This window comes from Rickettsia lanei, from assembly GCF_056242675.1.
On record NZ_CP172233.1, the window covers coordinates 1,257,143 to 1,270,740 of the forward strand.

The following is a 13,598-nucleotide window of genomic DNA, read 5'->3' on the forward strand; positions in this document are numbered from 1 at the left end:
TCCAGTAATTAAACGGTGCATACACAGTAAGTGTTGAAAATTAAAAGCTTGATGTATCGCGCTTTTTTCTGGCTTGCTGCTTTCGCAGGAATGACATATTAATCATGCAACAAAGCCTTCTCTTATAAAGCTAATTTTAACCCTGCTCTAACTATAGCTGAGGATTTTAAAGGCATACCTTCTATAAATCCCGCTGTTTTGTAACCGTCTGAGCCGACTATCTTAAATGTTTCATTTACGCTAAGCTCAAAATTAACGGCTCCAAGTCCACCTTGCTTACAATTTTCTTTTAAAGGGGTAGCGGTTAACATTTTAGGCTGATTCCAAAATGTCGCTTCTAAACCTAAACCGATAAATTCAACTTTGACTAAGTTATTAGCTTTCACTCCGACACCGTAAGACTTAAATTTTTGATTTTTGCCGTAATTAATATTAACTTGAATATATTTGTTATCAACAACAAAATGGTTAACTAAACCACGCTCTAAACCGTATGGAGCAAGTATCGCTCTAGTAGCCGGTAAATATTTAACCGGTCCTAATGCAATCATCGGCATATTATTTAAGTTAATAAATGAATATCCTGAATAGAATAAAAACGGATCAAATAAATCTAAATAAGCATATGAAAAATTTTATTTTTAGTAATATAATTTTTACCGTATATGGAGTTAATCGCTTTTACATATGTATTTATATCATTACCGCTTTTATCTTTGCCATCAAACTTAGTACTAAAAATATAACTTGCTTGCTCTAGTCTTATCCATAAATAACCTATACCGTAAGTAGGATTAATTTTGTGACTTGCCATGTATCTATCTTTAATATTTTCAGATAACAAATAACTTGCTTGCATTCCCCCTGTATCTATAGCAATGTGCTTATGAACTTGCAAAGAATTAAAATCTTTAGTTTTAAAATATGTTGTACCCTCAAAAGGATCTACTTCATATTTTGTTACTTTTAAATCAAATTCTTTGCTCTTGCTCCATAACCTCCTATTTCATGATTACCTACCATAATCCAAGATGTAGCAGTAAATCTTGTAATATAACTTAAGATCTTCATAGCTATATTATCTGAATCGGCAAACATAGCATCATCTAATTGACGGTAACCTTCAATTAATGACATAGCAACATTACTACTCACTCTTGAGGACATATCTTTATTATAAGTCACTACATAACTATAATTTTTTTTTAGAATTTTCTTGAATTGTTATATTGTCATCAATATTTGATTCAGTTACTAATACTGTTGATGAATACACAAAACAAGCAGCAATGGTTAAATGTAATTTCTTGTACAGTATTTTTGTAATATACCAAACTTGTGTATGTCCTTGACTTCTTTTGCAAATCTTCCTAATGTCTTAAATAATAGATATTAAATAATTTAAAATTTATGAATAAAATCTATCCTTCGGCTGAGCTCTTGAAGGACTTCTTTATGACGGCATGACTATAATGTCGGGCGGATTCGGTCTATGTGGTATTCCTGAAAATTTAATAAATGCACTTCTTAAAAGCAATGTTCAAAATTTAACAGTTATAAGCAATAATTGCGGTGTTGACAACTTCGGACTTGGGCTTCTTCTTCAAACTAAACAAATAAAAAAAATGATTTCTTCGTATGTCGGAGAAAATAAGATTTTTGAGCAACAATATCTTGATAAGGTTTTAGAGCTTGAGCTAAACCCACAAGGAACTTTAGCTGAACGAATTAGGGCTGCTTGTATGGGAATTCCAGCTTTTTATACTAAAACAGGTATAGGTACAATTGTAGAGGAAGGTAAAGAAACCAAGGAGTTTAACGGCAAAAAATATATAATGGAAACTGCCCTTCAAGCTGACCTTGCTATTATTAAAGGCTTTAAAGCTGATAAAAGCGGCAACGTGATTTATAATAAAACTGCACGAAATTTTAATGCAGTCATGGCAGGTGCCGCTAAAGTTACAGTTTGTGAAGTAGAGGAAATAGTTGAGGTGGGAGAGCGTGACCCTAACAATATTCACACACCTAATATTTTCATACAGCGATTAATAGTAGGTGAAAAATATGAGAAACGTATTGAGCAATTAACTGTCAGGGAAAAATAAAATATGCCTTGGAGCAAAGAAGAAATTTATCAAATAACCGCAGAGGAACTTAAAGACGGATTATATGTCAATCTTGGTATAGGTATGCCTACGCATGTAGCAAATTATATACCTCAAGGAGTGAATGTAATATTTCAAAGCGAGAACGGTATGATTGGTATGGGACCATTTCCTTACGCAGGAGAGGAAGATCCTGATTTAATTAACGCCGGTAAGCAAACTATTACTGCTATTCCTGAAAGCAGCTATTTCGACAGTAGCTTTTCATTTGGGATGATTAGAGGTTCGCATGTCTATTTAACTATTTGAGGTGCTATGCAAGTCTCACAAACAGGCGATCTTGCCAACTGGACTATTCCGGGTAAAATGGTTAAAGGTATGGGAGGAGCTATGGATTTGGTCACTAACACCACAAGAGTAGTTATTACAATGGAACATAACGCAAAAGATGGCGATGCTAAATTATTAAAAGAATGCAACTTTCCGTGAACAGGTAAAAAAGTAGTTAACAGAGTAATTACCGATCTTGGAATTTTTGATATTGATAAAGATGCAATGATATTAGTTAGACAAGCTGACGATGTTACTATTGAAGAAATAACGTCTAAAACTGAAGCCGAGTTTATAGTAAATTTATAGGAGAATAAAATGGTTAAAGTAGCTATCGTAATATTATAGTAGATACGGTCATACTGCAAAAGTAGCTGAAAAACTAAATAAGAGCATAAAAGAAGCAGGAGCAAATGTTTCTTATACAAATAAATAAAGATAAACCTAATAATCTCGATTGGGATTTATGAGACAATGCAGGTGCTATCATTTTTGGAGTCCCAACCTATATGGGTAGTTTAGCCAGATCGTTTAAAATATTTATGGAAGCTACCTCAACTAGATGGGCACAACAAAAATGGAAAGATAAAATAGCTGCAGCTTTTACTAATTCTGCTTTTTATTCAGGTGATAAGTTTGCAGTATTCAGCAGCTATTTCACTTCCCTATGCAGCATTGTATGATTTGGGTAGGGCAAGCTGAAGCTGCTCCGAATTGTTCTGATCATGAGATGCCTGATCCCAATAAAATTAACCGCTTAGGTAGCTGGTCAGGACGTATGACTCAATCTAACCACAAATCTTCTCCTGATATTACTCCTACTCAAGGCGATTTAAAAACTGCTAATTTCTTTGGTAAAAGAATAGTTGAAGAAGTTTAAAGGGTAGATTTATATGGTGTTTTATGTCATTCCCGCTTCCGTGGGAATGACATTTATTATCTAACAAATGATGGTTTTTGTGAGTTCCTATTATTAATTTTTTGAGCATGCGTAGTCATTTTAGCATCTCGTTCTCCTTTAGTTTTAAGCATTTTTGATTTATTCCTATTAACACTAACCTCACTCCAGTTACCACTATCGCTTTCACTGCTACTACTATCACTCATCTCTATAGCAACTCTTCGTGCGAAAATTGATTCAAGTCCACTAGGTTTGTTAACATTCTGAGCAGGCTTACTATGAGAATGTGCAACCGGTTTTCCTGTATTAGGGTCAAATTCAACTTTTTTTAGTTTTTTTGGCCCTGCTATTTCTCTCATTAAATCAGAAGTATCTATAGAAGGACGTGGTTGATTTTCCAGTTTTTTAACCGTAGTAGCTTCTACAGACTTAGATAATGTCTCAGCCGGAGCCATAGGCGGTGGTGGAGGTGGTGATGGAATGTTATTTTCCGGTAAAGGAGGCGGTGGTGGAGGTGGTGATGGAATGTTATTTTCCGGTAAAGGAGGCGGTGGTGGAGGTGGAGGTGGTGATGGAATGTTATTTTCCGGTAAAGGAGGCGGTGGTGTTATATTATTTTCCAAAGGTTTAGCTAGGGACACATTTGCTAATATTGGTTCTTTTTTTGAAGCCATGTGATTGGTAAGGTTACTTACTATCTTTTGTAACTCCTCATTGTCAGGTAATTTTGCAATTATATCCTTAATATTTCTTTCTTTATTTTCAATTAATTCCTCAAATTTATGCTTTGTTTTATATAATTGTTCATCAATCTTTCTAATTGTTCTAGTATTACTCTCTTTGTTTTTTGCTAAAACCTGCTCACTATTATTTACAAAAACATTTTTAACATTTTGCCAAATATTATTTAATTTTTCAAAAAATGTATGAGGTACTTCTGCCCTAATTTCAGCAACCTGTTTTTGTATTTCTTTAAGTTCTTTGATATTAGAATTTTCGGATATTAAATTTTGGATGTTTTGTTTTGTAGCATTTAAAGAATTATATTGTTTCTCTAGTTCTTCAGCATTAATGAATTGTAAGGGATTGGTCATATGTAGAGCTGAGAATCTTTCAGGGGTACTCTTATAACTAAAAAATACTTCTGATAATCTTGCTCTTTGATCTTTAGATAAATCTTTCTTTGTTAAATCCTTAAAATTTTTTTCGATTTCTTCTTGTAATGCTTGCTTTAAAGGTGCAGATTTTTCCGCTATATTATATATCTTATTATCAATATCTTTTAATATTTTATTATTATACTTTATTGCTTCATTTGTTAACTGTTCTTCACTTTTGATTAAAATATACTTTACATTAGAAACTGTTTTTACAAATCTTTTAAACCAAGGCAACGATCTATTATGTTCTTTTTCTAGTTCTTTAGTTTCATTTTGTATTTCGATTAAACCTTGCAACTGCTTATTTTGCTTGCATAATTCATGTACTTGGCTTAGTATAGCATTTAAAGCATTATTTTCTTGTGCTAATAATTTATTTATATCTATTTCTTTAACCATGCCATACACCTACTATAAATTAATATCAGTATTATAGCAAATTTCTTGTACAAAAGCAAAGAGAAAGTTAATTTATGTAATGTATTTTGATAAATAAAAGATAGATAAACGAATATAGTTAACGTAATTTTAAGGATGATAAGCCTATCAGAGCAAATATAACTGAAATAATCCAAAATCTTATTACGACTTTTGATTCTGCCCAGCCGTGTTTTTCAAAATGATGATGGAGCGGTGCCATTTTAAATATTCTTTTTCCTTTAGTAGCTTTGAAGTAATATACCTGTAAAATTACGGATGCCGTTTCAATAACAAACAAGCCGCCGACTATAGCTAAAACTATTTCATGCTTAGTAATAACGCTAATAATACCAAGCACACCGCCAAGACTTAGACTACCGGTATCGCCCATAAAAACTTCTGCCGGTTGTGCATTAAACCATAAAAATCCAAGGCAGCTACCGACTAATCCTGCACATAACACCGTTAACTCTCCGGTATGTGGTATATAGGTTAGCTGTAAGTAGTTCGAGTAAATTAGATTTCCTACTAAATAACTTATTAAAGCAAAAGAACCGGCAGTAAAGGCAATAGGAACGGTAGCAAGACCATCAAGCCCATCCGTTAGATTCACGGCATTAGAAGAGCCAACTATAACAAATATAGCAAAAACTATATAACAATAACCAAGATCCAAACTTAAATTTTTAAAAAACGGTACGTTAAGTAAATGACTTGGACTTTTATCTAGATATTCTAGTAAAACACATATAATGAAGCTAATAATTCCTTGAAGTAAAAGCTTACTTTTTCCTCTTACTCCGTAATGATTATTTTTAGTTACCTTAGCATAATCATCCATAAATCCTATAATACCGAAACTAATCAAACCAAATAACGTAATCCAAATATATTTATTCGTTAAATCAGCAAGTAATAAAGTAGAAAGACAACTAGACAAAATAATCATAATGCCCCCCATTGTCGGAGTACCTACTTTTGTTTGATGCGATTCAGGTCCGTCTGAGCGTATAGGCTGACCGTTTTTTTGAATAGATCGCAGAAATTCTATTAATATCGGACCCGTGATAAAGCTAAGGCTTAGAGTTATAATAATAGCAAGACCGCTACGAAAAGTAATATAGTGAAATAAATTAGCTATATGTGAATTATGGATATGAGGGAGTAAAAGATTGTATAACATTTGTAGATTTAAATTTAAAAGTATATTTTGATGTTATTGGATACCAAATCGTCATTGCGCGCAGTCGTAGACTGCGCGGCAGCAATCTTGTCAAACATCCTGAGATTGCTTCGTCAATTACTACGTCATTTCCGCGCAATGACGGGCAACCAAACTACACAATATTAAGAATATCCTAGTGTATTTATTTATAATAATCAACAATCTTATCAAGTTTTACGCCTCTTGACCCTTTTATTAGAATCAGCTCATTACCTTCAAATAAATCCGTAATATGCGTAATTAATTCATCAACATTTTTAAAGTATTTTTTAGCTATTTTGGAAGGTAGTAAATCATCAATATATTTAGTATTTACTCCTACTAAATAGACCTTAGAACAAGCGGCATCTAATATGTACTGCACTAGTTTCTCATGTAATCGTTTAGCATTTTCCCCTAGCTCTAGCATATCGCCTATTATAGCAGTTTTATTCTCGGCAGGTACTTGTTTTAAATATTCTAATGCAGCTTTCATTGACTGCGGACTTGCGTTATAGTAATCACAAATTACACGACAATTTTGTATATTGATAATTTCCCCTCTTCCTTTAGTAGGAGAAATATTTGCTAAGTGATTTGCAGCTATCTCTATATCTTTACCTAATATATCGATAATTAAAAGTACACCGGTATAATTTTCGGTAAAATGCCGAGGAATAAACGGTATCGTTACATCTAAGACTTTATTATTTATCTTATACTTTAAGTAGACTTGCTCTCCTAGGTTCTCATATAAAATTAATTCTGCTGAAGTTTTAGCTGATCTACCGAAGCTATGTATATCGGTGATAAAAAGGTTTTTTAATATCGATAATATTTTGTTATAGCAATTAGTATCGGCATTAATAACGGCAATATCATTTTTGCTAAAATTTGCAAAAATCTCACATTTAGCTTCAGCTATCTCTTCAAGCGAGTTAAAAAATTCTAAATGAGCCTCTGAAATATTAGTAATCATGGCAATATGCGGCTTTAATATTTGAACCAGCTCTCTTATTTCACCTTTATGGTTCATGCCAAGCTCAAAAATAGCATATTCCGTATCATCAGCCATTGAAGCAAGATTAATAAGCATACCGAGTTTGTTATTGAAGTTACCTCGGCTAGCAAAAACTAGAAAATCATGTTGTAATAATACTTTCAGTGCTTCTTTTGTAGAAGTTTTACCAACGCTGCCTGTTATAGCTATAAATTTAGCTTTTGAATTCTCTCGTTTATATAAAGCCATTTTTTGTAGAGCTTCAAAACAATCATCTACTAAGATAATTTTATCTTTATCATTGATCTCTACTCGCTTACTAATAATTACGGCTGCTGCTCCTTTATCTATTGCATCTAGAACATAATCGTGACCATCTCTATTACCTTGAAGTGCTATAAATAAATTACCTTTTTTAACATCTTTGGAATTAAATTGCACTTCATTACAATTTATAGAATTAGAGATTGTGATACCGAGAACAGCACTTAAAGTTTTAGAATTCCAGATCATATGTTTTTGTTATTTATGTGTTGTTGTATGGCGTGTTTATGTCATTCCCGTGTAGGCGGGAAGCCAGTAAACATATAAAAAACAAGCTTTTTATATGTTTATTTTATCAAATATGTCATTTCTGTATTAATATTGAAGTTATTTTTCTGGATCCCCGCTTCCGCGGGGATGACATCAAGTTTTTTTAAAACTGTCCGGTACTATGGGTCAAGCCACGGGATGACAAACTTTTATACACTTCCTCACAACCTCAGCATCATCAAAAGGTAATTTCTTATCGCCTATAATTTGGTAATTTTCATGACCTTTGCCGGCAACTAATAAGATATCATCTTGTTTTAAATTATTTATACCGTATTTAATAGCCTCTTCTCTATTTGCTATTTCTGTATAATCTGCTTTCTCTATACCGCTTATAATTTCAGCTCTAATAAGCTTTGGGTCTTCATGGCGTGGATTATCATCTGTAATTATGATGGTATCGGCACGTTTTGCGGCTATTTGCCCCATAAGACTTCTCTTTGCCTTATCACGATTACCGCCGCAGCCAAAAACTACGCTTAGCTTACTATCACGTAATTTAATATTTTTCAGTTCCGTTAAAGCTTTTTCAAGAGCGTCCGGAGTGTGGGCATAATCAACGAAGATATTAGTGTTATCTATTCTCTCCATTCTGCCTTTTACTGCTTTAACTTCTAATAAAGAATCTATAACATCATCAAAAGCAAAACCAATATAATGAATGCTAAGAACAGCAATTAATAAATTACTAGCCTGAAAGCTACCAATTATCGGGGTATTAAAATTATATTCTCTATTATTAAATGTAAAATTAATATTTTGTCCTTTTAAAGAACCGTTAAGTCTAGTTATTTCTAAATCACCTTTTGTCCCAACGGTTATAAATTTAACATTATGATTATGTAGATAATCTTTAACAAACTCTATTTCTTCTATATCAGAATTTAATATTGCGATACCGTTCGGTAATAAATGATTTATAAATAATTTCAGTTTGGCTAATAAATAATTTTCTTTTGTATGGTGGTAATCTAGATGATCCTGACTAAAGCTAGTAAAACATGCGATATTTACTTTTATTTCCCTAAGTCTTGCTTGATCAAGACCATGACTAGAAGCTTCAAAAACTAAATATTCTATACCATTTTCAGCTAAATTATGAGCAATTTTTCTAAAGCTTAAATAGTCTAAAGTTGTTAATTCCGGTACATCATTTATAAGATTAACGCAGCCAAATATTTCTACCCCTATCGTACCTATAGATGCTGCTTTTTTCCCAAGTAATGAATATGTTTGAGCTATATAGGATACTACCGAGCTTTTACCGTTAGTACCGGTTACGGCTATTAGATCCTTTGGTTTTTTAGGATAGAATATTTCTATGGCTTCATATAAAGCTGCCTGCACATCTTTTACGTAAATTACTTTATCTATAACAATATTTTTATTGTCCGTAATTACTAATACTGCACCTTTGCTTAAAGCATCCTTAATAAAATCATTTCCATCAGTATTCCGTCCTTTAATCGCAAAAAAGATATCTTTATCCTTAACGGTTTTAGAATTAATCGACAAACCTTTTACATTATGTTGTTGAAATAATTGCTTTAGGTTATGGGACATATTTATTATGTTAAAAACGTGTTACCGTCATTGCAAGGAAATTGCATAGCAATTGACGAAGCAATCTCAGGAGTTTGTTATTATTTCATGAGATTGCCACGCAGCCTACGGCTGCTTGCAATGACAGAGCAGGCATGACATCGAGTCTACACCTCCGATAAATTCCAAAGTAGTTGATTTGCCTCAACAATTATATTTTTATCTACTAATTTCTTGATATATACTAATTTATTATCTGGTTTGATTTTTGCCTGATTAGAGTAAGTACTAACGAATTTTAAAATTTTATCAGTCATATCGGCATTTTTATAAAATTTAATCACAAATCCGTTATCTCCTGAATCTAGATTTTCAATATTTAACTTAAAGCATAATAGTTTTATTTTTACAATATCAAGTAAATTATTAAATTCAATCGGTAGTAAACCGAATCTATCAATCATCTCATCTTTAAATGTCTCTACTTCTATCTCATTACTTAAATTACCTATTCTTCTATATAGTCCAAGTTTAAGAGCTGCATCGGCTACATAATTATCTGGAATAAAGACGGATAATCCCAAATTAATAGTCGGGATAAAGGGTTGTTCTGAAACAATCGGTTCATCTTTAAAAATAGCTATTTGTTCTTCCAGCATTTCTTGATAGAGTTCTGTACCTACTTCTTTAATTTGTCCTGATTGTTCTTCACCTATCAAATTACCGAAACCTCGTAAATCCATATCACGGCTTGCAATAGTAAAACCTGAGCCCAAAGCACAACTATTTTGTATTATCTCTAAGCATCTTAAGGAGTGCGATGTCATCTTTTTATGACTTGCTACCGTTAGATAGGCATAACCCCGCATTTTACCTCGACCTATGCGACCACGCAATTGATATAGCTGACTAAGACCCAGCATATCAGCATTATGTATGATCATGGTATTTGCCTCGGCTATATCAATTCCTGATTCTATAATAGTAGTTGAGACTAGTATATCGAATTTGCCGGCATAAAACTCGCTCATAACCTCATCAATTTTACTCGGAGTCATTTTTCCGTAAGCTATTTTATAGCTTAATTCCGGCACGATTTGTTTTAATTGTTTTGCGATATCCTCTATATCTTTAATTCTTGGAACTACATAAAAACTTCTTCCGCCTCTAAAATGTTCGCGTAATAATGCATCTCTGATAATAACGGGATCAAACGGCATAACCGAGGTATGAACTTCCCGCCTGTTTAGAGGCGGCGTTGCAATAATGCTAAGGTCTTTTAAACCGGTCATTGACATTTGCAGCGTTCGAGGAATCGGTGTTGCCGACATTGCAAGTACATGGGAAGAGGATTTTAGCGATTTAAGAAATTCTTTTTGACCGACACCGAAATGTTGTTCTTCATCGATTATTAACAATTTCAAATTAAAGAATTTTATATTTTTATGTAATAAAGAATGAGTGCCTATTATTATATTTATTTTACCGCTTTCAAGCTCCGATCTTATAATTTTTGCTTCTTTAGAACTAATAACGCTAGATAATTGCTTGATATTTAAACCAAAACCTTTGAACCTTTCTATGAACCTTGAAAAATGTTGACTACATAAAATAGTTGTCGGTACAACTACGGCTACTTGAGGTAAATGTTCATTTAGAGATTTTGCTACCATAAAGACGGCACGCATTGCTACCTCTGTTTTACCAAACCCGACATCACCGCATATTAACCTATCCATTAACATACCGTTGCTTAGATCTTCTTTAATATCGTTTATAGCGATTAATTGGTCTTCCGTTTCGCTGAAAGGAAAATTAGCACAAAATTTATCATATTCTTCAAGGTCAAATTCAACGGAAGCACTACTATTAAGTTTCCTTTTAGCTGCTATTTGTATTAAATGCAGTGCTATCTCTTTTATACGCTTTTTAAGCTTTGCCTTACTTCTTTGCCATGCAACGCTACCAAGCTTATCAAGCCTCGCATTATCATTGCCGTATTTTTTTATTACCTCTATACTTTCAACTGGTATATATAATTTATCATTGCCGGCATATAAAATCTTTAAAAAATCATGTGGTTTGCCTTTGATTTCTAAAGCTTCTAGCTTTAAAAACTGCCCTATTCCATGATCTTTGTGAACAACAAATTCGCCTTCAGCTAAATTATCAAGCTCCAGCAAGATATTTTTAAGTTTTTTGTTAGTGTTTGTAGAGCTAGGTTTTTCTTCTAATAATTCGCTAGCGGTAATAAATAAATATTCTTTCGTATAAAAGCTTTGATTTAAAGGAATTATCGCGACATTTATTATTGAAGCCTTAGCCTCATCTAATTTATTTATCTCATTATATTTATATTCATAATTTTGAATTATGCTTTTGATCCGCTCAAAACTACTTAAAACGCTTGAGCCTATAATAATTTTCTTATGAGAATTTGCTTTAATAACCTCAAATAATTTATCGAAAACCGTTTTCTTTTCTATAAAACTTGTAGCAGCGATATTTTCAATTAAGCTAGCTTGCTCTGAGTTTTCAAAAGTAAGTAGTATATTATTTTTTTGTTCTAGTAATTCCGTTATTTCAGAAGCGGTAAAATATAAGCTAGTCGGTGAAAGGGTGGGATAGAAACTATTAAATTTAAGTTTATTTGCCTCTGACCTTGCCGAATAAAAATCGTTATAACTATGTTCAAATTCTAAAATGGCTTGTTTTGACAAATTATCGAATATGAAAATAGGATCGTTTAAATAATCTATTAAGTTAGAGCAGGAATCGTAAAATAATGGGAGCAATTGTTCATATCCTGTAAATTTTCTTCCAGATATTACCGCCTCATATAAAGCATTATCAGTATGATTAACTCCAAAATTTCGTAAGTAATTATTCTTAAAATTACCTATAGTTTCACTATTTAAAACTATCTCATTTGCAGGACTAATAATAAGCTCCCTGCAGGATTTAGTCGAAATTTGTGTATCAATATCAAATTCTTTTATTGATTCAATATAACCCCAGCTAAAATGAATTCTATAAGCTTTAGGACCGGACAATATTATATCAATGATTTCGCCTCTAACCGCAAATTCCCCGGCATCGATGCTACTCGCATTTCTTGTAAAACTATTTTCTACTAGAAACATAGCAAGCTCATCCGTAGTAAATTTCATTTTAGGGGATAATTTCAAAAAATATTTAGAAAAAAAATCTTTCGGCGGTAATTTGTTTAATAAGTTCGCTGTATGAGTGATGAGTAATTTGTTGCTATTACTATTATTTGTTGTTAGCTTGATTAATGTTTCTGCACGTCTAGATAAGATATTTGCATTTGGTGACGTATGGTCATAAGGGATGGTATTATAGCTTGGAAAGTAATAAATATTTTCATTAGAAGAAAAAAATAAAGCTTGCTTGTATAATTGCAACGCCTCCTCTTCATTACTCGCACTCAAGATGAAATCTTGGTTAAGATTCTTAGTAAAATTATCAATTGCAAAGAAAGATTTGGCAGCCGCCGGAAATTTTTGTTGTAACATTCTACAGGAGTTTATATTTTTGCTATTTTGCGTAATTTATCAATTATTTCGGCATCTAGATAAGAAGGAGCAGAAGATTTATTATTAATCCAATTATAAAGATCATTATCATTTTGATCAAGTATTAAAGAATAGCTTCCAAGTTTTTTTTCATCCATTAAGGATAGGTACTTTTCGGCAAAGCTACCGAGTATATAATCCATTTCTCTGCAACCGCGATTTTTACTACGGTAAACAAGTTTCTTTTGTAAAGAGTTTTTATTTAATTTATTCATATATAACATCTTGCAAAAATTTTTTATAATAATATTATTAAAATAATCAGATACCAAGATCATTTTAAAATGCTTTAATAATTCAGCACTCTAATAAATCCATTCTACATGGGTAAAATTCTATTAACTTTTATTATCAATAACAGCAAAAAAATAAATATGTCGGTTCAAAATATCTGTTCTACAAAAGCTTATGATATGCTAATTTCAAATGATAATGCTTTTCTTGTAGATGTTAGAACTAGAGAAGAGTGGCAGCAAGTGGGGATACCTCATTTAGATAATAAAAATAAGATGATCTTTCTAAGTTGGCAATTGAATAAAGATTTTGAAGATAATTTTTTATCTATCGTTAACGATAAAATTCATGCAATAATATTTTTTCTGTGCCGTTCAGGATATAGGTCATTTATCGCAGCAAATTTTATAACTAATATAGGTTATAAAAATTGTTATAATATTAGTGACGGCTTTGAAGGAAATAATCAAGATAAAGGCTGGAAACAAAATAACTTACCGTGGCAGTTTTAA

Annotated in this window: 13 protein-coding genes and 1 pseudogene; 5 read left to right on the forward strand and 9 right to left on the reverse strand. The window is 32.2% G+C overall.

From position 1 onward, the window contains the following. Nucleotides 1–122: 122 nt before the first annotated feature. The 3 genes from ACHBLB_RS07245 to ACHBLB_RS07255 all read right to left on the reverse strand — a co-directional run bounded on the left by ACHBLB_RS07245 (nucleotide 123) and on the right by ACHBLB_RS07255 (nucleotide 1,185). Nucleotides 123–557 (reverse strand): hypothetical protein, encoded by a 435-nt coding sequence (locus ACHBLB_RS07245; protein WP_475841690.1) that lies wholly within the window; start codon nucleotides 555–557, stop codon nucleotides 123–125. A gap of 56 nt (nucleotides 558–613) precedes the next feature. Then, nucleotides 614–898: a hypothetical protein gene (locus ACHBLB_RS07250; protein WP_475841692.1), complete on the reverse strand. Its 285-nt coding sequence runs from the start codon at nucleotides 896–898 to the stop codon at nucleotides 614–616. Nucleotides 899–966: 68 nt separating this feature from the next. Beyond that, nucleotides 967–1,185, reverse strand: coding sequence for a hypothetical protein (locus ACHBLB_RS07255; RefSeq protein WP_475841694.1), 219 nt, complete (start codon nucleotides 1,183–1,185; stop codon nucleotides 967–969). A gap of 278 nt (nucleotides 1,186–1,463) precedes the next feature. Here ACHBLB_RS07255 and ACHBLB_RS07260 point away from each other — a divergent pair, with 278 nt between their 5' ends. The 4 genes and pseudogenes from ACHBLB_RS07260 to ACHBLB_RS07275 all read left to right on the forward strand — a co-directional run bounded on the left by ACHBLB_RS07260 (nucleotide 1,464) and on the right by ACHBLB_RS07275 (nucleotide 3,315). Then, entirely contained in the window at nucleotides 1,464–2,105 is a 642-nt protein-coding gene (locus ACHBLB_RS07260) for a CoA transferase subunit A (RefSeq protein ID WP_475841696.1), read from the forward strand. A 3-nt stretch (nucleotides 2,106–2,108) separates the two neighbouring features. After that, a pseudogene (locus tag ACHBLB_RS07265) lies at nucleotides 2,109–2,744 on the forward strand (3-oxoacid CoA-transferase subunit B). A gap of 200 nt (nucleotides 2,745–2,944) precedes the next feature. Next, complete coding sequence (locus ACHBLB_RS07270) at nucleotides 2,945–3,118, forward strand: flavodoxin family protein (RefSeq protein WP_041472167.1); 174 nt, start codon at nucleotides 2,945–2,947, stop codon at nucleotides 3,116–3,118. Continuing rightward, the gene (locus tag ACHBLB_RS07275; RefSeq protein ID WP_475841698.1) at nucleotides 3,115–3,315 is read left to right on the forward strand and encodes a transcriptional regulator; all 201 of its coding nucleotides are present in this window, start codon (nucleotides 3,115–3,117) and stop codon (nucleotides 3,313–3,315) included. Before ACHBLB_RS07270 ends, ACHBLB_RS07275 begins: the two co-directional genes overlap by 4 nt. Before the next feature lie 56 nt (nucleotides 3,316–3,371). On the opposite strand, the gene rickA is transcribed toward ACHBLB_RS07275, so the two are convergent. From rickA to ACHBLB_RS07305, 6 genes are all read right to left on the reverse strand, one after another. Continuing rightward, nucleotides 3,372–4,895: an Arp2/3 complex-activating protein RickA gene (rickA, locus tag ACHBLB_RS07280; RefSeq protein ID WP_475841700.1), complete on the reverse strand. Its 1,524-nt coding sequence runs from the start codon at nucleotides 4,893–4,895 to the stop codon at nucleotides 3,372–3,374. A 118-nt stretch (nucleotides 4,896–5,013) separates the two neighbouring features. Next, the gene (mraY, locus tag ACHBLB_RS07285; protein ID WP_475841702.1) at nucleotides 5,014–6,099 is read right to left on the reverse strand and encodes a phospho-N-acetylmuramoyl-pentapeptide-transferase; all 1,086 of its coding nucleotides are present in this window, start codon (nucleotides 6,097–6,099) and stop codon (nucleotides 5,014–5,016) included. A 184-nt stretch (nucleotides 6,100–6,283) separates the two neighbouring features. Next, nucleotides 6,284–7,633, reverse strand: a complete 1,350-nt coding sequence (locus ACHBLB_RS07290; protein ID WP_475841704.1) for a UDP-N-acetylmuramoyl-tripeptide--D-alanyl-D-alanine ligase — start codon at nucleotides 7,631–7,633, stop codon at nucleotides 6,284–6,286. 207 nt (nucleotides 7,634–7,840) lie between these two features. Beyond that, nucleotides 7,841–9,277 (reverse strand): UDP-N-acetylmuramoyl-L-alanyl-D-glutamate--2,6-diaminopimelate ligase, encoded by a 1,437-nt coding sequence (locus ACHBLB_RS07295; RefSeq protein ID WP_475841706.1) that lies wholly within the window; start codon nucleotides 9,275–9,277, stop codon nucleotides 7,841–7,843. Nucleotides 9,278–9,423: 146 nt separating this feature from the next. Further along, nucleotides 9,424–12,792 (reverse strand): transcription-repair coupling factor, encoded by a 3,369-nt coding sequence (gene mfd / locus ACHBLB_RS07300; RefSeq protein ID WP_475841708.1) that lies wholly within the window; start codon nucleotides 12,790–12,792, stop codon nucleotides 9,424–9,426. Nucleotides 12,793–12,803: 11 nt separating this feature from the next. After that, nucleotides 12,804–13,067, reverse strand: a complete 264-nt coding sequence (locus ACHBLB_RS07305) for a succinate dehydrogenase assembly factor 2 (RefSeq protein ID WP_475841710.1) — start codon at nucleotides 13,065–13,067, stop codon at nucleotides 12,804–12,806. A gap of 159 nt (nucleotides 13,068–13,226) precedes the next feature. Between ACHBLB_RS07305 and ACHBLB_RS07310 the strand changes: the two genes are divergently transcribed. After that, nucleotides 13,227–13,598: a rhodanese-like domain-containing protein gene (locus ACHBLB_RS07310; RefSeq protein ID WP_062811891.1), complete on the forward strand. Its 372-nt coding sequence runs from the start codon at nucleotides 13,227–13,229 to the stop codon at nucleotides 13,596–13,598.